This window comes from Roseivirga sp. AWQ4_251 (genome assembly GCF_056158225.1).
Map to the genome: position 1 here is coordinate 1912442 of NZ_JBSWSW010000001.1, position 20713 is coordinate 1933154.

The following is a 20713-nucleotide window of genomic DNA, read 5'->3' on the forward strand; positions in this document are numbered from 1 at the left end:
ATTTATTAAGACTTCCACACAAAAGTACCGACAGAGCCCGACTGTAATTGTCCAGGAATAGTTTGACCGTTTACCGAAATGGTGAAATCTTGTGCCTTTTCTCCTTCATTCAAAACGATGACTACGATTTCTCCTTCAGGAGTTTTAAAGGCCACATTTGGCAAACCAATTGGCAAATCAGAATCAATGCGAACTGAACCTGGCTTCACGTATTTAGAAGCATGAGCAATGATGTAATACGCTGGGTTTCGAACGAAATCATTACCGTCAATCGTTACGGCTCCCAAACAACGATCGCAACCGCCTCTGTCCGTATGAGGTTCCATATTAGAATCGGCCGCCAAGTTCCATTCCAAAACAGTCTTGCACCAGTTTCTTGTCGCTCCAATAATCAACTCTTTTGTATGCCAAGAAATGTCTCCAGGAAAATTACCTGGCGCACCAATCCATTGCTCTGTGAAATATAAATTCTTATCTGGATGTGCTTTATGAACATCAGACAATGCCTCTATTTCTCCTCCATAAAGGTGGAAAGCAGAACCATCAACATATTTTTTAGCTTCAGGATCGTTCAGAATTGTGATTGGATAATCAGGACGATCGGCATTATGATCGTACACAATGATTTTTGTTTTAACTCCTGCTTTTTCAAAAGCTGGCCCTAAATGATTTTTTATAAACTCAGCTTGATCTTCGGCTAGCATTAACAAGCTTGGGTTATTCCCTGGATGAAGTGGTTCATTTTGAACCGTAAGTGCGTTAATATGGATATCTTCTTTCTCCATACCTTCAATGTATTTCACTAAATATTGAGCATATGCTTCGTAATATTTAGGCATCAAACTACCACCTCGCGTGTCGTTGTTATCCTTCATCCATTTTGGAGGCGACCATGGAGAACCCATTAGCTTCACCCTTGGATTAATAGAAAGGATTTCTTTCAAAACAGGAATTAAATACTGCTGATCCTTATCTAAACTGAAGTGCTTCAACTCTTCATCTGTTTCGCCTTCTGGTAAATCATCATATGAAAAAGGTGCAGGATCAAGGTCTGATGCACCAACGCTCAAGCGCAAATAGCTCACGGAAATATCATCTTTGCCAGCACCAAAAAGTTCTGTCAAAAGCGCAGTTCTTTCTGATTGCTCCATATTGAATATGTGCATGGCGCTGCCTCCAGTTAGCGTATATCCAAATCCATCGATAGACTGAAATTGCTTGCTTGGATCGACAGTAATCACCGGAGCATTGGCGGTAATCTGTTGATTATTATCAATATTCTTTACATCTAAAAGTTCGGTCTGATCGGCAGTTGAGATCATAGAAAAGGCGCTGCCTTCAAATTTTTGGGAACTTTGACATCCCCAAAAACTGAAGGACAGCGACAAAACCAAACCGTATGTAAATGAAGATCTTTTCATGGCTGAGTAGCTCATTAATTTGTAGTCGTGTTTAGTGAATGATTATTTTCTTGGTGTTTTTCTGTTTCTCATTTTCGATCACTACTATATAAAATCCGGTAGGCAAATTCTGCTCAACTTTCAAGCTATTGTCCTTTACAGGAGGAGTTAAATTTGAAACCAGATTGCCAGAAGCATCAAGTAGCGTGATCTTTTTCGGGGAATAACCATTCAGGAACTCCAAAGTGAAGTTTCCTTCGCTCGGATTAGGGTAAACTTTCAGAACGTTATCTACGAAAGGGTCTTCAGGAATAGAAGTTGGAGGCCCTTCAGAAATAAATGAAAGTTTAAACCAGTTAATATTGAAGTCGTTCGAAGTAGCTTGTAGCCTTAAAGTAGCGAGTCCTTCTTCCAGTTGAGCCATGGTTCCGGTTACGGTATTCCATGCCTGCCAACCGCCAGTTGCACTGAACGAAACTTCGCTGATATCAGAAGTAACACCAGTAGAACTCACTATTTTCAGAGAAAGGGAACCACCAGCACTTTCTGATGAAACTCGGTAGTCAACTTGATAATATCCCGTTTTTGTTACGTCAACTATAAAATCTAAATAGTCTCCATTATTGGTGTACCCCACATTCAATCCCCCACCTGAATCGGTAGTTGTTTCCGTTTCAAAACCATTGTTTTCGGTAAAGCTTTCGGCTTCAATTTTACCGGGCACTTCTGTTGGTATTACACCACCTTCCAACTTCACCTCAATCACTTCGTCAGTGAAAGGCTCAAGTGCAGCTCCTTCTTTGCTCTTGATACCTTCACCAGCGTAGCTTAGTAAAACTTCATCATGGTAGAAAAGCTCGTGTTCCAAGTCTATAATGATTTTTTGAGGCGAATCTTCAGCCAATGAAACTCCTGTAATAGTAGCGGCTTCACCATTTACTTTTAGTGAAAATCCGTGCTCGGCAGGAATCTCTTCGAACGGCTGATTAAAAGTTAGTTCTATCTTTTTTTTTCGTGGGTACCTTTTTTGTCGATCAGCTTTGGCTGACTCGCAGTGGCATTTGGCCCAGAGAACTGCATATAATTAAGGTTGAAAGTACCTTTGTTCATGTAAAGCTGAAGAACATGTGTGCCTTCTTCTAAATAAACTCCTTCAACCGTTTTTGTACCCCAAGTGTCGAAACTGCCAGTATTTGGAAGCTCAATAATTTCAGTGGCCTGAACTCCATCTACAAATAGAGAAACCCTTCCATTAGCACCCGAAGAAGCGGTTCTCAAATTCATTTGATAAGTACCCGTTTTCTCAACTTCTACGGTGAACTTCAACCACTCATCAGCTTCAATCCAGCCGACACTGTAACCATTGGTAATTTCATCTTCGGTAGATTGAATATCTACTCCATCGTTACGGTATGCGCCACCACTGTTCCAAGTAGCTCCTCCGGCATTTCCTGTAGTGTTACTAGAAACCTTGTCGTAGTAAGCAAAACCCACTGGGCCCAAATCGAAATCTGAAGCGAAAATCACATTGTCGCCTTCAGGAGTAATTTCATGTTTTTTGAAAGGCTTGATCTCATTTGTATGAGGTTGTCTGATAACTGCATCAACCACATCAGGATGGTAAATATTGTTTTCTAATTTCAGGTCTTCAGCATATTGCATCAGCGCTTGATAAGCTTCATCTACTGATGGCTTCTCACCATTATTCCCCCAGAAATTCAGAATCTTTTGGTAGCCAGCATTTCTCTTGATTTGAAGAGGATTATTTCCGCCCAATTTCTTCAAAGGCCACCATGACCAACCAAAATCATTGGTTTCGAAAAGTCTTACCGCGTTGGTAAACCAAGTATTCGAATTTTCGCCAGTTTCACCCAACCAGATTGGAGCATTTCTATCCGCTCTCATGTTCAACATACCTTGGATAGCGCCTTGCGTATTGGCATTCCAGTATTTATGGTAGCTAATCACAATGTTGTTGTCCCAAAGGCTTGGCAAACCATTGTAATTGTTTCCCCAGCAATTTCCTTCAATAACAATGATGTGTTTTTTGTCTACTGAGCGAATAGCTTCGGTAATATCCTTTTGCAAATTCCACAGCGGTGTGTTAGCTGATTCAGCACAACCATTTAAATCATTAGCATGATTTTGAAAGCCCCAGTTAGGCTCATTTATAATATCGTAAGCAGCAATGTTCGGCTCATCAGCATATCTTTCGGCCAATTTCTTCCACAATGCTATCATTTTATCTTTGTTGGCTTGACTTTCCCAAAGTGAAGGCTTGCTAGAATCGTAGTCGCTGATATCTGCATTTTCTCCTTGACCACCCGGTGCGGCATGAAGGTCTAAAATCAAGTATATATTATTGGCTTTGCACCATTCTAACAGGGCGTCAGTCATTTCAAAGCCTTTGTCAATCCAGGTAATTTCACCTGCAGTTGGTTCCTCTTCAATTGGAGGGGTAAAAAGTTTGTAATGCATTGGGAGCCTAATCATGTTATAACCCCAAGAAGCCATTGAATCCACATCAATTTTTCTCATGTGGTTGGCCAACCATGCATCGTAGAATTCTTCTTTTTTATCTTTTCCTACCAAAGCTTCAATTCTTGCTTCAATAGTGTGTTGTGGACCACCAGTGCCCAACATATATCCTTCTTGTAGCATCCACCCACCAAGGCCAATACCTCTCCAGATAATTTCATTGCCACCTTCATCGACAATTTTCTGTCCGTCAGCCTTTAAAAATCCTTGAGCTTGGGCCTGTGAAAAAAATAGTGAAAGCAATACAGTAGTGAGTAAAACCGAAAACAGTTTTTTCATTGGGGTTATTTTATAATGAGGTGTGATGAAAAAAAGGAAAGAAGTTACACCTATAATAGATGGTTACATGCTTAAATGCTTTGCAAGCTATTACTGATGTAACTTCTTAATATCAATATAACTAAGGCTTAACCAGCGGTTCCTCTTAGTTCTACGTTATCAATTGTGATTCCGCCAGTACCAAGGTTTCCACCACCTGACTTAATAACCAAGTAAATGGTGCCTGATTCAGCAAAAGTTACTTCACCACCTTTGCCAACCAAAGCTCCTGAACAGCCAATATTGGCCAAATTACCATTGAAGGCACTGTTTCCACAACCGCCCCAAGTGTTAAGACCAATCATGTTTCCTCCATCGCTGTAATCTTGCAATTGAGTTGGTTCAACCTTTCCAAAGTAAACTTCTAACCAAACATCAGTTGCTCCTGCACCAGAAACTCTCGCTGCAAAATTGTAAGTTTTACCAGCTTCAACATCAATGGCTTGGTACATTCCAGCATGCCCCCAGTTACCACCAGAAGCTAACATTTTACCATCAGCAATTGAGAAGGTAACGTTATCATCATTGTTGATTTTCAAAAAGGTCCAAGCGCTTGGGTCGTCCATTCTAGCACCCATAACCAAATTACCAGCAACCGGATCAGGAGTGGCTACATTAATGGTTTGTACTGAAGCAGTATCAACACCACCTGCAGCTACAGCAATCATTCTTACATCATAAGTACCAGCATCTGGCAAAAAGATGGTTTGCTGATCATCTCCTACTTCAAAACCATTACCAGTATCCCAGTAAGTTGCAAAAGAACCTTCTGTAGTATTGGTTAAAACGTATCTGTTGTTTTGAGAAGCTGGCTCCACTGAAAATGAAGCACTAGGTAGAGAACCCAGACTTAAGTCTGGATCCTCTGGAGTACAAGCACCTAACAATAATGCAAATAAACCTAACTTTAGATATGAATATTTCTTAAATGATTTCATTGTTTTCGTATTTAAATCGCTACCGATTAATAATTAGGATCTTGAACTAACTTGGTGTTAGAAAGCTCCAATAATGGAATAGGCAACTTATCGTGCTTACCTTCTACATAACCTCTATCTCCTAGCGCAGCAGCAGCTCTTCCAGTACGAACAAGGTCGAACCATCTGTGGCCTTCACCAGCTAATTCAATTCTTCTTTCTAACATAATGTTATCGAAAGTCGCAGGAACAGAAGCAACACCAGCTCTAGCACGAACAGCATCCAATAAAGCTTGAGCTCTTGTGGCACTACCACCACCTCTTACTAAAGCTTCAGCTTCCATAAGGTAAGTATCAGCCAAACGGATTTCGTAAGTATCCTGGAAGAAGTTCAATTCGTAGTTACCACCACCAGTTGAAACGTCTTTTTGTAATCCAGCAAACTTCTTCAAGAAATAACCTGTGTTTTGGTAACCTTTCTCATAAGAAACAACACCAGCTTGCTCTAAGCTATCGATGTTTGAAACAGTTGCTTTGTAACGAGGATCGAATTTGTCGCCAGGTAATTTGTATGCGTCAACTAAACCTTGAGTGATTGGATTGAAACTCCAACCTGAAACGTAATCAGGAGCACCAGCACCAGGAACTTTAATGCTGTATCCACGAGGAGCCAACATAATGTTCAACACGTTACCTTCGGTACATCCGATACACCCCCAACCTCCGTTAGAAAGAGAAGTGTGAGATACTTCGAAAATAGCTTCGCTATTGAATTTGTTCTCTGAATCGAAAAGATCAGCGAAGTTGTCAACAAGAGCATAACCAAACTGGCTAGTTGAACCTGGGGTTCCATTTACCAATGCAAATTGTTCAGCAGCTTGAGTGAATTTCTCTTGTTGTAAATAAACTTTACCTAAAAGCGCTCTTGCAGTTCCTTCAGAAGCTCTACCAGCTTCAGTAGACTTAACTACTTGAGTAGGAAGATCAGGAATAGCAGCCAATAAATCTGCTTCAATTTGAGCGTAAACCTCTTCTCTAGAAGCTTGCTCTACATTGTACATTTCAGCAGGATCGATAGGCTCAGTCAACAAAGGAATGCTTTCGAAGAATCTGATCAAATCGAAGTAATAGAACGCTCTTAAAAACTTAGCTTCAGCCATAAATCTGGCTTTCAAGTTTTCGTCCATGTCTACATCTGGAAGTTTCACCATCAAAGTGTTTGATCTGAAAATACCAGAGAAACCTTTACCCCAGAAAGTACCCTGAGGTCCTGTAGCTGGGCTTACAGTGTAGTTAGACCATACTTGAGCAGCAGTAATATCATTTGAGTTACCACCACCAGCATAATGATCGTCAGAAGCTGAGTTTGTAGCGAATACTTTGGTAATCAAGTTACCACCAATCCAACCCACTGGATCGTAAGCAGCAACCAAACCATTGTAAGCTTCGGCTTCATTTTTATAATAATTGTCTTCAAGACTTCTACCCTTGGGAGAAACCTCCAAGAATTCGTCAGAGCAAGCACCTAGCGTAAGTAACGCTAAAGTACAGAATGACAAGTATTTGATATATTTTTTCATTTCTTAAGAATTTATTTTAATCCTGAATTCACAAGTTTTAGAAAGTGATGTTAACACCTAACATGAATGACCTCGCTTGTGGATAGATACCTCTATCGATACTCATTACACCACCACCAATTTCTGGATCGTAACCAGTGTATTTGGTGAATGTCAATAGGTTCTCAGCCATGATGTAGAATCTAGCGCTTTGCATTCCAATTTTAGTAGCAGTAGCCGCTGGAAGAGTATATCCAATTTGGAAGTTTTTGATTCTTACATAATCACCATCTTCTAAGTAGAAATTAGATGGTCTCGCAAAGTTTCCGTTCGGATCGCTATCGATAAGTCTAGGGTAAGTGTTTGAAGTTCCAGGACCAGTCCATCTTCCCAAAGCTTTAGTTTGGTAGTTAGCGTTAGAAATATCCAATCTTCTCAAACCTTGGAAAATTTGATTTCCAGCAACACCTTGAGCAAATACAGTAACATCAAAGTTTTTGTAATCAGCTTTCAAGGTCAAACCGAAAGACCAGTCAGGAATTGGGCTACCGATGAATTTGCGATCGTCCTCATCAATTACACCATTATCATCCATATCTTCCCACATGAAATCACCAGGCTTAGCATTTGGCTGAATTACTTGTCCTTGAGAGTTAGTATAGTTCTGAACATCTTCAGCAGTTTGGAAAATGCCTAAGCTTTGGTAACCATAGAATGCATTTACAGGCTGACCTACTGCAGTTCTTGTAATAGGTGCGCTACTCGCTTGGAAGCTTACGCCACCATCTCTGAAATCAATACCATCTCCTAGGTAAGTAACTTCGTTTTTCAAGTGAGTGATGTTACCATTAGCAGAGAAGTTAACTTCACCAAGTTGCTTATTCCATCCGATTTCAAGTTCGATACCAGTGTTCTCCATGTCACCAACGTTGGCAGCAGGGTTACCAATAGCACCTACATAACCAGGGATACGTGGGTTTTGAAGAATACCAGTAGTTACTTTTTTGTACCAGTCGAATGTAACTCTGAAGTCTTGTAATACTGTAGCTTCGAAACCGATGTCAGTTGAAGCAGTTTGCTCCCATTTCAAATCAGGGTTAGCAGGTGCATCTGGGCTATAACCGATAGTGTAGTTATTGTTACCAAAAGTGTAGCTTCTACCACCACCGATAGTTGAGATATAAGCAAAGTCACCAATGTTATCGTTACCTACCACACCGTAGCTACCTCTAATTTTCAAGAAGTTAACGATGTTGTTTTCTGGCCAGAAATCTTCACCAGAAGTAACCCAACCTAAAGAAACTGAAGGGAAGTAACCATACTTGTTATTAGAACCAAAACGGCTAGAACCGTCACGTCTCATAATAGCAGAGAAAAGGTATTTCTCCATGTAGTTGTAATTAGCTCTTACGAACAATGAACTTACAGTGTGAGGAGCGTTTTCGTATCCACCTGGAGCAGTAGAAGCAACAGGAACATTGTAGTTCAAAGAAGCATCATCAAAGTTGTCTACAGGAATGTCAAATACAGTTAAGCTAACACCAGTAGAAAAGTTGTCACGGTAAGCACCTTGACCTAACAATACGCTGAAGTTGTGATTAGAGATAGACTTGGTATAAGAAACAGTGTTCTCCAAGTTCCAGTCTCTTCTCTTATTAGTACTTCTGTTGAAAGAAGTTTGAGTAGTGTTAGTAGAAGGGTTCAAGAAGTATACAGGAGTGAATGACTCGCTACCCCAGAATGCTAACTTAGTACCAATAGTAGTTCTGAATTTCAAACCTTTGATTGGCTCAGCTTCTAAATAAGCATTACCAACAATGTTATCACCCCAGCTATAGTTACCCAATCTTGTTTGGATGTAAGCCAATGGGTTAGCCATCTCTTGGTTCACTTGGCTTGAAATTGCATAATACTGTCCGTTTGGAGCTCTAACAGCGCCCAAAGTATCTTGATTGAATGGGAAAGAGTTCAATCTAGCTGGATCAGTCTCATAAATTGGAGTAGTTGGATCCAAGTTGATTGCAGAACTCAAAGGTCCACCGAATTCACTGTTAGTGTTACCTAAACCAACACTTTTATTGTAAGTGTAACCCAAGTTCTCACCAAATTTCAACCAGTTGTTGATTTTGTGAGTTGAGTTCAAACGAACGTTGGTTCTTTGGTAACGCGAAATATCAGTCGCTACAATACCTTCTTGATCTAAGTAACCGAAAGAAAGGTAGAAAGTAGAAACATCATTTCCACCGCTTAAGCTAACCTCATGGTTTTGTCTTCTAGCATTATCGTTGAAAATGGTTTCTTGCCAATCTGTTCCCTCACCAAGAGAAGCAGGATTTTGGAATTGAATACCTTTTCCAGCTGCTAAGGCAAACTCATTTCTAAGCGTAGCATACTCTGTAGCATTCAAAAGATCAAGCTTTCTAGCTGGAGCTGAAATACCATAGTATCCACTATAGTTAACAGTCAACTTACCTTTTGAACCACTTTTTGTAGTAACAAGGATTACACCAGCAGCAGCACGAGCACCATAAATTGCTTGCGAAGCAGCATCCTTTAATACTTCGATAAACTCAATGTCAGATTGGTTCAAATAACCAATACCTCCATTGTCAACCACAACCCCATCTACTACCCAAAGAGGATCGTTGTTGTTCAAAGTAGTAATACCTCTTACTCGAATTGTAGCTCCTGATCCTGGCTGGCCTGAGTTGGCAGCGATTGTTAAACCAGAAGTTCTACCTTGCAACGCTTGTCCTACGTTATTGATAGGCAAGGTTTTAAGGTCATCTGACGAAACACTTGTGATAGCTCCGGTAACCACCTTTTTCTTTTGGGTACCGTAACCTACTACAACTACTTCATCTAAAGTTTCAACATTAGGTCTCAAAAGAACCTGAATGTCTGTTTGATTACCAACGGTAACCTCTTGGCTCACATAGCCAACGAAAGAGAAAACCAATACATCTGTAGGTGCTGCTTGCACAGAAAATGTACCGTCCACTTCCGAAATTGCTCCCCTACCAGTACCCTTAATCTGGATACTAACTGTGGGAATTGGTTCCGATGTCTCAGCATCGACAACCTTGCCCTTGATTGTCCCCGATTGGGCGAGTGCCCAATTCGAAAAAAATAAGAGACATACTAGCAAGTAACTTTTTACTCTCATATTAATTAGGTTTTAGCATTAATAATTTTGACTGCAATCGTTAGTGCGAACGTTTGCAGCGGTGATCAAAAATTTATATTGCAACTTATCTTTCTGAGAGAAAAAGGCCGCTAGAAGAAATACACTTCAAATACATCAAATTTGCCTTACCACTCGTCAAAAACTCGCCAAAGGATATAATCTTTTGTATTTCAGTATTTTAATAAATACATATATTTGAAACTAATTTCTAAGTTTTTAGAAAAGTGCTTACGAAATCGATTGCTTTTTACGTTGATTTTGCACAAAATTGAAGAATAAGAGGTAGGTGGTATATCATTTATGTATGAAGAAGTATAGCTTTTTAGCTTTGTTGATGTTGTTGAATCCCTCATTTTTAATGGGTCAGGAAGGAGATTTGAAAGAACCTGCTGCATTAATTAAGGGAACTCCAGGCATTGTACACTACAATAGACAGGATTTTAAAGCAGATCCGCAGTTTTGGACCGTTACAGAAGATAAAAACGGAGTTCTTTATTTTGGAAATAACGATGGAGCTCTGATTTTCGATGGAGAAGAGTGGCATCAGGTTGTTTTACCAAATCGATCATCAATTAGAAGTTTGGCAACCGATTCCGTAGGTAATATTTATGCCGGAGGTTTCGATGAATTCGGGTTGATCAAAAAAGATGATTTTGGAAGGTATGAATACAAGTCATTGGTCGATTCCTTAAAGTTTGACGACCCTACGATTGCTAATATTTGGCAAATTCATGTCATAGGTAAAACTGTAATCTACAGAAGCTTCAGTCAGCTGATTGTTATGCGGGGTAACAAAGTCACAGCACTCCCCTCTTCTAGCTACTTCATTAAGTCCTTTCTTGTTGATAATCAGTATTATGTGCAAGATGAAGTAGAAGGACTTTTCAAGTTAGACCTTGAAGAAATGCAGCTACATAAGCTATTCTCCAAAAATGATTTAGATCGTGAAGAGCTCATAAACATGTTGCCAATAGATAACAAGCATCAGGTTATGGGAATTGCAAAATCAGGAAAACTTTTTCAAATCGATCTTCAGAATAAGACAAACCATGTAATTCAAGACCTTTTTGGCGGGCGAGGCTTCGACCAGGTTGAATCAGCTATAAAGGCAAAAAATGGCATATTTTACTTAGGTACTCTTGGTCATGGGATTATCATGATTGATCACATGGGGAATGTTGTTCAGGGCAATTCCAATCTCCAAAATTTACAAGATAACAGTGTTCTGAATCTATTTGAAACCAAAAAGGGCGATATATGGGCCTTGCTTAATAATGGGCTTGACCTGATCACACTCACCTCTCCTGTTACCACCATCTTTGAAGGTGCTTCTATTTATGATGTTTTAATAGAGGACAATTCTATTTACTTAGCTACCAACCAAGGCGTTTTCTATTCAAAAAATCTTGGCCAGTTAAAACCTGAATTCCAGAAAATTAAAGGTTTAGAAGGCCAAGCGTGGACATTTCAAAAATATGAAGGAGATATTCTTGTAGGACATAACAAAGGGCTTTACTCAGTAAAAGACGGGGTTAGTACAAGGATAGGTAACCTAAATGGTATCTGGAAGGTAATTCCAATTAAGGAGAGAAAAGGGCAATATTTAGCGGCTAGCTATTCTGGTTTATTTCTGGTGAGCAGAAGCAAAGCAGGCGAATGGAAAGTACTGAGGCAAATTGAAGGTTTTGAGGAGTCATCAAGAGATATTATGGAATCAGACAAACCTGGTACATTCTGGGTTTGTCATGGTTATAAGGGTGTTTTCAGAATTCGCCTAGATGAGGATTACACTAAGATGATGACCTTTGAACACTTCACCACTCAAAACGGGCTTTCTTTCCCTTATAATGTGAATGTTTTTAAATGGCAAAACCAAACCGTTTTCACTACTAACGATGGTGTTTATACCTACGATTGGGCATCTAATGAATTTATCCCTTTCCCGAAGCTCAACAACATTCTCGATCCTACAAAGAACACAAGAACCATTCAGGAACATCTGGATAAAACATGGTTTGTTCAAGACGATGAAGCGGGTTACTTTCTTACAAATAGCGAGAACCCAAAATTAGAAACAGGTTATTTCCTTCAGTTTAAAGGCGATTTCAATCGAGGTATGGAATGTATTCTGCCCATCAGTATGGACAAGGTATTGATTGGAACAAAAACCGGCCTCTATCTATTCGATTTGACTTATAGAAATAGCGACAAGGGAAATCCTACCATAATTTCTAGTGCTAAATACACTTCCGAAGATGGAGACCCCAAATTGCTTCCAATCACAAATGGAGAAAAGTTATCACTAAGAAATAGAACAAGCTCGCTGCGATTTAACTTTTCCGCTCCGGGAATGCAAAACGGTGTTGATGTTCAATATGCTTATAAGTTAGAGAAAGCTGATAAAAACTGGTCCGATTGGCAATTTGATGCCTATAAGGAATATGCTCATCTTCGACCTGGAAGTTATGAGTTCAAAGTGAAAAGCAGAAGCATGCTTGGTACGGAAGGCGAAGAAGCCATTTTTCGTTTCGAAATTCTTCCACTTTGGTATCAAACTACCTGGGCATATATCATTTACATCCTACTCGCCATCTCTTCTATCTATCTAATTATCAGACTTGTAAAAAAGAGAATAGCGCAGGAAAATATTAAAACGTTAGAAGAAGAACGAAAGAAGAAAAAGCTGCTAGAATTAGAGCTTACCCAATTGAAGCTTAAGGCTGAAAAGGAAAAAATCAGCAAGGACAAAATGATGTTGGAAGAAGACGTGATTTACAAAAGTAAAGAGCTGGCCAATTACACAATGATGTTGGTGAAAAAGAAAGAGATTTTCACCGAAATACTGGATGATATTAAGGAAGTAAGAAAGCTGGTTAAGAATGAAATCTCCAGAAGAAAATTGCAAAACATCTTCAGCAAACTTAATCAGCATTCCATTGGCGAAGAATACCTTCATGTTTTCGAAACCAACTTTGAGCAAGTCCACCACGATTTTTTCAAAAGCCTTAAAAACGAGTTTCCCGATTTAACTCAAAGAGAATTGAGGCTTTGCGCCTTTATTAAAATGAATCTTTCTAATAAGGAAATCTCCCCTCTCTTGAATATTTCCGTCAGAGGAGTTGAAACTGCTCGATACAGAATTAGAAAGAAGTTGAACTTGGAACACGAAGAAAACTTGACCGAATTTCTCGAAAACGTTGGAGCCAACACAGCTTCAAGCTATTAGGTTGCTACTGTGACAAATTAGTTTTCATAAAAATTGAAAAAAAATTCAGTTTATGAAACTATATGTACATACACATAGTTTTCACTTCAAACAGGAACTAAAAACAATTTGAATATGGAAACTTTAACAAAAACCACATGGAAAGTTGATCCTATGCACAGCGAGGTTCAATTCAAAGTTAAACACTTAGTAATCTCAACTGTAACGGGTTCTTTCAAAACCTTTGATGGCGCTTTAGAATCATCTACTGAAGATTTTGATGGAGCCGATGCTTCATTCACCATCAATACCGCAAGTATCGACACCAATGTAGCCGATAGAGATGCTCACCTTAAAAGTGCTGAGTTCTTCGATTCTGAAAATCACCCAAACATTGCTTTCAAAGGTTCTTTGAAAAAAGTTGGTGATGACGAATACAAGCTTGTTGGTCCATTAACCGTAAAAGATATTACTAAAGAAGTTGAACTTAATGTTGAGCACGGTGGTGTAATGGTAGACGGTTATGGTCAAACCAAAGCTGGTTTCGAAATTACAGGAACGATCAACAGAAAAGAGTTTGGTTTAACTTGGAGTATGGTAACTGAAGCTGGCGGTGTAGTTGTTGGTGACAATGTAAAACTTCACCTAAACATTCAGCTTACAAAAGCCTAATTTTAAGACTTAAGGCATTGAAAAGGGCTTCCGATTCATCATCGGAAGCCCTTTCTTTTATCTCTTCGGTTTTTTATTATTTAATCCCCATCAATCATTCTTCCTAGGCCACCGAGAATAGAACCCTCCCCTTTCGAAGAACCTCCCATTTTAGGTGCATGTTGGATGATTCGATCTGCTAAACGTGAGAATGGCAGACTTTGAAGATAAACAGTTCCCGTTCCTCTTAATGTAGCCAAGAACAAGCCTTCACCTCCGAAAAACATGGATTTAAGATTTCCAGCTCTTTGAATATCATAATCTATGCCTGATGAGAAACCTACAATACATCCCGTATCTACACGAAGTGTTTCTCCGTTCAATTCCTTTTTGATTACGGTTCCCCCTGCATGTAAGAAAGCCATTCCGTCTCCTTGTAGTTTCTGAAGTATAAATCCTTCTCCACCAAAAAAGCCAGCGCCTAATCTTCTGTTAAAAGCTATGGAAACCTTTGTTCCTAAAGCAGCACAAAGAAATGCATCCTTCTGACAAATGATTTGATGGCCAACCTGAGCAAGATCAATTGGAACAATCTTTCCTGGATAAGGCGCTGCAAAAGTGACTCTGCGTTTATCGTAACCCATATTAGTAAAGTGGGTCATGAAAATGGATTCACCTGTTAATACGCGCTTTCCAACGCTCATTAGTTTGCCCATAAAACCACTATTAGGCTCAGAACCGTCTCCCATTTTGGCCTGAAAATCAATGTTTTCTTCCATCCAGTTCATTGCTCCAGCCTCGGCAATTACCGTTTCTTGTGGATCTAATTCTATTTCAACCATTTGCATGTCGTCTCCATGCAATTCATAATCAATCTCGTGAGATCTCATCCAATTCTATATTTTGAGTTAATGCTTAAAATTATTGATTTTAAAATACGTCAGCATTTCAAAAAACAGAAACTAATTATGGGGAAAGGTCGACTATTTGGATTGAAGCCAATTTTCGGCTTCCGTTATATTTTTAAATGCCTTAAACTGAACAGGCTTAATTCTTAAACCCAAATCAACGGCTGAAAAACGCGCATTAAATTCCGTTGATAAAACCTGTGCAAAATATCTTAGACCGTTATGAATTGCCAGAGGGATGAAGTTCTTAGTTATCCAATCGTTTAAGGCCACAAAATTACCTTCGAACCAACGGTTGTCATTTAATAATTTTCGAGCACCAGTTTCGCGTAGCATTTGAAAATAGGCCATAACCCCTTTCTGAAGATTATCGATGGAAACATTTCCATGCCAATTCAGATAGATCAAATCTTCGCTTTCAATCACTTGTGATTCGAAAAAAACTCTTCCATGCTCATCCTTCAATATTTCACTTTGAATTGTATCTAACATACTTAATAAAACCCAAAACCAAATCAATTGTTTAATTATCAAATACTTACAGATTTATAATTCATTATTTTAGCTACAAACAGATACCAACTATAGCATAGGATTTTCAAAATATTCGGACTTAGAAAATCTGTTCATGTTCAAAAGCTTTCCATTCACCGACCAAATGATTCAACTTATCGAATCGATCCATGAGCAGAAATACTGATCGCTACATTTGATTATAAATCAATCAGTTATGGAAACATTATTTTGGATTTCGGTAGTTATAGTAGGCTATACATTTTTAGGGTATGGAGTTTTCATCACCCTTTTGGCCAGAGGAAAGAAGAAGGAAAACGCCAAATTGGAAGAAGAGGATTTTCCAGAAGTTACAATGCTTATTGCGGCTTATAATGAAGAGGAAATTATTGCTTCAAAAATTCAAAACTGTCAAGCTATTGACTATCCTTCTGACAAACTGAAAGTAGTTTTTGTAACCGATGGAAGTACAGATTCAACCAACGCTATTATAGAATCATATAATGAATTCAGTTTGAATTTTAAACCTTTGAGAAGAGGCAAAATTGCGGCTGTTAATAGAGTTATGCCAAGCATTAAGAGTCCAATTACTGTTTTCAGTGATGCCAATGTAATGGTGAATCCAAACGCGATAAAGGCATTGGTTTCTCATTTTCAATCGAATTTGGTAGGAGCAGTTTCAGGAGAAAAGAGAATTATTAGCCCAATGGAAGATAATGCAAGTGGCTCTGGAGAAGGATTTTACTGGAAGTACGAATCGTATTTAAAGAAAAAGGATGCGGAATGGAATACCCTTGTAGGTTCTGCTGGTGAATTATTCGCCATAAGAACGCACCTTTTTGAGCCTACAGAAGAAAATACATTAATAGAAGATTTTGTAATGACTATGCGTATAGCGGCTAACGGTTACAAAGTTGCTTACGAACCAAATGCGGTAGCTTCCGAAACTGCTTCTGCCAATATTGCTGAAGAAACTAAACGTAAAATTCGAATTAGCGCGGGAGGCATTCAAGCTGTATTCAAACTTCTGCCCCTATTGAACCCAATTAAGTATGGCAAATTGACCTTTCAGTATATTTCTCATAGAGCTTTGAGGTGGACTTTAATGCCTTTGGCTTTACTGACAGCATATTTAAGCACATTCTGGTTAGCCGAAACGCACTGGACTTACAACATAGCTTTCAGGTTGCAATCCATATTTTACCTGCTAGCCTTTCTGGGATTCGTTATTCGTGATCAGAAAACTTCATATAAGCTTTTGCACATTCCATATTACTTTACATACATGCACTTATGTGTAATAAAAGGATGGCTAAGATACTTTACAGGTCAGCAAAAAGTTACCTGGGAAAAAGCTAAAAGAGCTTAATAACAAAACAACTAAAGCAGATTGCTAAGAAGACTGGCTCGGAGTTTATCTCTGGCCGGTCTTTGTTTTTTAAACGGAAATAAGATAAATATTAAAGAAGGTTCAAACGCTTAATTAGCCCTTCTTTATTGGCTCTTGAAATTGGAATTACTTTGTCTTCTATCAAAAGATTAGACTCCTCTATATCTACGATTTTAGCCAAATTAACCACAAAAGAACGATGAACTTTCACAAAGTTATAGTCATCTAATCTTTCTTGAACGCGCTTCATGGTAGTATGAACAATATACCCTTTTTCGGAAGTTTTGAAGAGCGCATAATCACCTTTCGCTTCAATATAAAGTAGATCATCAACCTTAATTTTAATAAGTTTTGAATCCACTTTTAAAAAGAGGCTGTTGTCTACAATTTTAGACATACCACCTTTCTTTTCAGCCGTTTTCAATCGGTCAAAAGCTGAAATGGCAACTTCGATTGCAGCATTAATATCCTTTACACCATAGGGCTTCACTAAATAACCGAAAGGGCCCTTTTCTTTGGCTCTTGCCACTGTAGTATTATCGGCAAAGGCTGTCGTAAAAATAAAGGGAATATCAAATTGATCGCTGATCAGTTCTGCAAGATCCACACCATCAATGTCTCCACCAATTTGAATGTCGAGCAGGGCAATTTGAGGATTTTTTTGGTTGCAAAGATCAATGGCTTCATCGGCATTTTCTGCCACTCCTACCACATCATGCTCCAATAAATCCAAAATATCCTGAAGACTTTCTGCGATCATTGGATCATCTTCTACAACTAGTACTTTTAATTGCCCCATATTTACATTCTTTAATACGAAAGATAAGAATTATTGGGAATTGAAAAAGCTTTTGGGCTATTCTGTCGGAATTTCTACCGTAAACTCACATCCTTGGTCCTTATCACTATCTAAAGTAATAGTACCTCCATGCATATCTACAAACTCTTTTACGATAGATAATCCAAGTCCAGAGCCCTGGATATTTTTCACATTTGTAGCTCTATAGAATGAAGCAAATAAGCCCTTCTGATCCTTCAATGGAATACCAATTCCATAGTCTTTGACTGAAATCAAAACTTTATCAAATTGATTAAAATTGATTTTCACCTCTGGATCTGCTTTGCCATCCGAGTATTTAAGAGCGTTCGTAAACAAGTTGGTGAGAATATGCTCGAACAACTGCGGATCAATGTTTATATGAGAGGGAACCCCAACTACTTCGGTTTCAATCTTACGTCCATCAGTTCTGGTTTGAACTAGCTGCTGAATATTTGTTTTTACTAATTGAATTAAATTGGTTGGCTGCTTTTTAATTTCTATACGTCCAGCTTCGATCTTACCAAGTGTCAAAATATCGTTCATAAGCATGGTTACACGGCCAATCTCGGAATCAATTCTTTTCAAATATCTATCAAAACCTTCTGCATGTTCTGGCAGCTTACTCTCCAGTTTAAAAGCGATTAAATCTGTATTTTGCTTGATTGTTGTTAGCGGAGTTCTGAATTCATGAGAAGTCATGGAAACGAAGCGAGATTTAAGTTCATTAAGCTCTCTTTCCTTATTAAGAGCTTTTTCCATTTCTATTTTCACCTCTTTCTCTTGCGTAATATCTCGAGCAAAAGCAGTAAAAGAGTGAATTCCTTTTCGCACAATCGGAATAATGGCCAATTCAATCGGAAACTCTTCACCAGACTTACGCATAGCAGTAATTTCTATACGTTGGTTCAACACTGGTCCTTTACCGGTGGCCATATAATGTTTCATTCCTTCATCGTGCCCCTTATGGTGCTGCTTAGGAATAATGCTATCCGTCAGTGGCTTGTTTAGAACTTCATCTTCTCTCCATCCAAAAATTGCTTCGGCCTGAGGGTTCCATTCAGTCACTTTCCCTTCTTGATCAATTGTGATAATGGCATCAAGAGCAGAATTAATAATGGTGCGTAATTTGGTTTCACTTTCCCTGAGTTCTTGCTCAGCCAAGAGTTGTTTTCTCTTGATTTTGGCACTTCTCAATCTTGCAGAAGTTAAGTTGGCCAAAGTAGTTAAAGTGGCTAAGTGTTCACTGTTGAAGAAATTCTTATCGGGATGTTCCGAATCAATCACCCCAATCACTTTTCCATCAGCAATAATCGGCACTGTGATTTCTGAAAAACGAATGGCATCATCCACCACATATCGGAAATCTTTAGAAGTGTCTGAAACGATTTCCGCTACACCTGATTGGGCAACACTACCTACAATTCCCTCTCCAAGAGAAATCTCGATAGGGTTTACCAGTTCTCTATTCTTAGCTAGTTTAGGGCCATAAGCTGCCTTTTGATCCAGCATTTTTGTGGCTTCGTTCCAAACGTAAATCACGCAGTCTTGAAATCCGAACTCATCAATTACATTTTCAGCCAGTTCCCAAGCAATATCGTGGATATCTTCCTTTATCAAGAGCTTGGTCACAAAACCATTTATTGCACTCAAAAAGCGTTCATTTTCCGAAAGCTTCTTATTCTGAAGACTCAACAATTCTCTTTCCTCAGCCAAACTTTTTAGGTTTTCATCTTGACTGATGATGTACCCAATAAATTGGGCCAATAAGCCAATAAATTCTAAATCGTAGGCATCGAACGGAATTTCTCTAGGGTCTCTACTTGTGAAATTAACCGTACCCCTGATTTCTCCATTTACAGAATATGGTGCAGCAATGTAAGTCTCTATACCGAACTTTTTATGGGCTTTGTGACTAGCATATTCCGATTCGCTAAAATGATTAACTGCCAGTTTATTCCCACTTTTATAAGGAATTTCGCAATAGGTTTCTTCTAGTTTAAACTCGGTTTCTTCGCCATTCGCTCCTGCCCCTTCTTCTAAATAACTTTGCTGAACAAAATATCTTGAATCCTCAATTCTGCTTACAATTCCGAAAGGCAGATTCAGATAGTTTGCGGCAATCTTCATTCCTTGGCTGATTTGCTCATGAACAGAAAGACCAATACTTGAAGTAATCTCATTCAGCAAGGTTAAACCTTGTTTGTATTTATCTAGCTTAGTTTTGGTTTGGAGCAGTTCGTTCTCATCCTTTTTACGGCCCGTAATATCCATGTGGATACCAATAGAACCAATGCGTTGTCCGCTTACATCATAAATGGGAGCACCGCTAATCAAAGCCCAAACATTCGATCCATCCTTATGAGAAAGTTCAACCTCATAAACACTCGCTACACCCTTTTCCCTTTTTTCATGTTGTCTGTTGATAATCTCTTTGGTTTGAACAGGAACCAAAACATCGGAAGCAACCTGCCCCATAAGTTCTTCAGGCTTATAACCAGTGATGGCACACATGGCTTCATTCACAAACATGATTTTCTCGTCCAGATCAACTTCCATCAATCCAAACTCCATGTTCTGAATAATCCCTCTATATTTTTCTTCTGATTGCTTTAAAGCTTTTTCTGAGAAGTGCCTATCGGTAATGTCGCGGGCTACCGCCATAAAGCCCATTATGCCTTCTTCATCTTCCAGAATTTGCACATTCTGACCAATCCATTTGGTTTCGCCATTTGATGCAAGCATCGGAAATTCCAAATAGGTAGACTTAGTGGTTTCAAAAACCTGATTTCTATAAAAATCGCGAACCCTTTCTTTATGATCATCCCGAATGAGATCCATGTAATTCATTCCAATCAATTCTTCTTTGGAATAGCCTACAATTTCAACCGCTTTGGGATTTACGTAGGTAAAAAAACCTTCTAAATCGGATTCGTAAATGATGTCGCTAGCCGCTTCTACCAACATTTGGTAGCGGTTAATGGAACGGGATCGGGAGGTGTATGATTTTTGGGTCTTCAAGACAAATGAAATATGGTACAAATGTCCCGAAGGTTCAACTATAAGGTGAAAAATTGTTTCTTTGACAGGAAATTTTACAGTTTTGGCGCCATTCAAAGGATTAATGGCGCGCCATAAACTAGAGGCCACCTTTACTCCATTCTCTAAATTGAGTAACGACTTCCAGCTATTCGGCACAAACTTTTTGTCTACCAGTATGCCCTGGCGATCTATGATTAATCTTGGCGTTAAATTCAAGAGTGCAAGGTTTTCCAACACAAAGCAACACCTTTATTTGTGTAGAAAAATC

General features: G+C 38.9%; 13 protein-coding genes. 3 read left to right on the forward strand and 10 right to left on the reverse strand.

Features of this window, described 5'->3' with window-relative positions:
* Nucleotides 1-5: 5 nt before the first annotated feature.
* From ACXACJ_RS08355 to ACXACJ_RS08380, 6 genes are all read right to left on the reverse strand, one after another.
* A complete protein-coding gene (locus tag ACXACJ_RS08355) occupies nucleotides 6-1436 on the reverse strand; it encodes a glycoside hydrolase family 30 protein (RefSeq protein WP_475133900.1) in 1431 nt (476 codons plus the stop codon).
* Between the two features lie 16 nt (nucleotides 1437-1452).
* Nucleotides 1453-2304, reverse strand: coding sequence for a carbohydrate-binding protein (locus ACXACJ_RS08360; RefSeq protein WP_475133901.1), 852 nt, complete (start codon nucleotides 2302-2304; stop codon nucleotides 1453-1455).
* 95 nt (nucleotides 2305-2399) lie between these two features.
* Entirely contained in the window at nucleotides 2400-4217 is a 1818-nt protein-coding gene (locus ACXACJ_RS08365) for a cellulase family glycosylhydrolase (protein WP_475133902.1), read from the reverse strand.
* Nucleotides 4218-4345: 128 nt separating this feature from the next.
* Nucleotides 4346-5194 (reverse strand): hypothetical protein, encoded by an 849-nt coding sequence (locus ACXACJ_RS08370; RefSeq protein ID WP_475133903.1) that lies wholly within the window; start codon nucleotides 5192-5194, stop codon nucleotides 4346-4348.
* Nucleotides 5195-5220: 26 nt separating this feature from the next.
* The gene (locus tag ACXACJ_RS08375) at nucleotides 5221-6753 is read right to left on the reverse strand and encodes a RagB/SusD family nutrient uptake outer membrane protein (protein ID WP_475133904.1); all 1533 of its coding nucleotides are present in this window, start codon (nucleotides 6751-6753) and stop codon (nucleotides 5221-5223) included.
* Between the two features lie 37 nt (nucleotides 6754-6790).
* Nucleotides 6791-9898, reverse strand: a complete 3108-nt coding sequence (locus tag ACXACJ_RS08380) for a SusC/RagA family TonB-linked outer membrane protein (RefSeq protein ID WP_475133905.1) — start codon at nucleotides 9896-9898, stop codon at nucleotides 6791-6793.
* 325 nt (nucleotides 9899-10223) lie between these two features.
* Here ACXACJ_RS08380 and ACXACJ_RS08385 point away from each other — a divergent pair, with 325 nt between their 5' ends.
* Together ACXACJ_RS08385 and ACXACJ_RS08390 are read left to right on the forward strand one after the other, a co-directional pair.
* Nucleotides 10224-13145 (forward strand): triple tyrosine motif-containing protein, encoded by a 2922-nt coding sequence (locus tag ACXACJ_RS08385; protein WP_475133906.1) that lies wholly within the window; start codon nucleotides 10224-10226, stop codon nucleotides 13143-13145.
* A gap of 114 nt (nucleotides 13146-13259) precedes the next feature.
* Nucleotides 13260-13796: a YceI family protein gene (locus ACXACJ_RS08390; RefSeq protein WP_475133907.1), complete on the forward strand. Its 537-nt coding sequence runs from the start codon at nucleotides 13260-13262 to the stop codon at nucleotides 13794-13796.
* 80 nt (nucleotides 13797-13876) lie between these two features.
* Here the strand turns inward: ACXACJ_RS08390 and ACXACJ_RS08395 are convergent, their stop codons facing one another.
* Nucleotides 13877-14665: a TIGR00266 family protein gene (locus ACXACJ_RS08395; protein ID WP_475133908.1), complete on the reverse strand. Its 789-nt coding sequence runs from the start codon at nucleotides 14663-14665 to the stop codon at nucleotides 13877-13879.
* Between the two features lie 93 nt (nucleotides 14666-14758).
* Complete coding sequence (locus ACXACJ_RS08400) at nucleotides 14759-15175, reverse strand: hypothetical protein (protein ID WP_475133909.1); 417 nt, start codon at nucleotides 15173-15175, stop codon at nucleotides 14759-14761.
* Between the two features lie 238 nt (nucleotides 15176-15413).
* Here ACXACJ_RS08400 and ACXACJ_RS08405 point away from each other — a divergent pair, with 238 nt between their 5' ends.
* Nucleotides 15414-16565 carry a glycosyltransferase family 2 protein gene (locus ACXACJ_RS08405; RefSeq protein ID WP_475133910.1) on the forward strand — a complete coding sequence of 384 codons (1152 nt, stop codon included), beginning with the start codon at nucleotides 15414-15416 and terminating at the stop codon, nucleotides 16563-16565.
* 91 nt (nucleotides 16566-16656) lie between these two features.
* Here ACXACJ_RS08405 and ACXACJ_RS08410 read toward each other — a convergent pair whose 3' ends face one another.
* Nucleotides 16657-17385, reverse strand: coding sequence for a LytR/AlgR family response regulator transcription factor (locus ACXACJ_RS08410; protein WP_475133911.1), 729 nt, complete (start codon nucleotides 17383-17385; stop codon nucleotides 16657-16659).
* A gap of 57 nt (nucleotides 17386-17442) precedes the next feature.
* Nucleotides 17443-20682, reverse strand: coding sequence for a PAS domain S-box protein (locus tag ACXACJ_RS08415; RefSeq protein ID WP_475133912.1), 3240 nt, complete (start codon nucleotides 20680-20682; stop codon nucleotides 17443-17445).
* Nucleotides 20683-20713: the final 31 nt, after the last annotated feature.

What these genes read in the sequence shown, in the direction of transcription:
- ACXACJ_RS08355 (WP_475133900.1), bottom strand. Translation starts at nt 1,436, where the DNA reads ATGAGCTACTCAGCCATGAAAAGATCTTCATTTACATACGGTTTGGTT.
- ACXACJ_RS08365 (WP_475133902.1), bottom strand. Translation starts at nt 4,217, where the DNA reads ATGAAAAAACTGTTTTCGGTTTTACTCACTACTGTATTGCTTTCACTA.
- ACXACJ_RS08370 (WP_475133903.1), bottom strand. Translation starts at nt 5,194, where the DNA reads ATGAAATCATTTAAGAAATATTCATATCTAAAGTTAGGTTTATTTGCA.
- ACXACJ_RS08375 (WP_475133904.1), bottom strand. Translation starts at nt 6,753, where the DNA reads ATGAAAAAATATATCAAATACTTGTCATTCTGTACTTTAGCGTTACTT.
- ACXACJ_RS08380 (WP_475133905.1), bottom strand. Translation starts at nt 9,898, where the DNA reads ATGAGAGTAAAAAGTTACTTGCTAGTATGTCTCTTATTTTTTTCGAAT.
- ACXACJ_RS08385 (WP_475133906.1), top strand. Translation starts at nt 10,224, where the DNA reads ATGAAGAAGTATAGCTTTTTAGCTTTGTTGATGTTGTTGAATCCCTCA.
- ACXACJ_RS08390 (WP_475133907.1), top strand. Translation starts at nt 13,260, where the DNA reads ATGGAAACTTTAACAAAAACCACATGGAAAGTTGATCCTATGCACAGC.
- ACXACJ_RS08395 (WP_475133908.1), bottom strand. Translation starts at nt 14,665, where the DNA reads ATGAGATCTCACGAGATTGATTATGAATTGCATGGAGACGACATGCAA.
- ACXACJ_RS08400 (WP_475133909.1), bottom strand. Translation starts at nt 15,175, where the DNA reads ATGTTAGATACAATTCAAAGTGAAATATTGAAGGATGAGCATGGAAGA.
- ACXACJ_RS08405 (WP_475133910.1), top strand. Translation starts at nt 15,414, where the DNA reads ATGGAAACATTATTTTGGATTTCGGTAGTTATAGTAGGCTATACATTT.
- ACXACJ_RS08410 (WP_475133911.1), bottom strand. Translation starts at nt 17,385, where the DNA reads ATGGGGCAATTAAAAGTACTAGTTGTAGAAGATGATCCAATGATCGCA.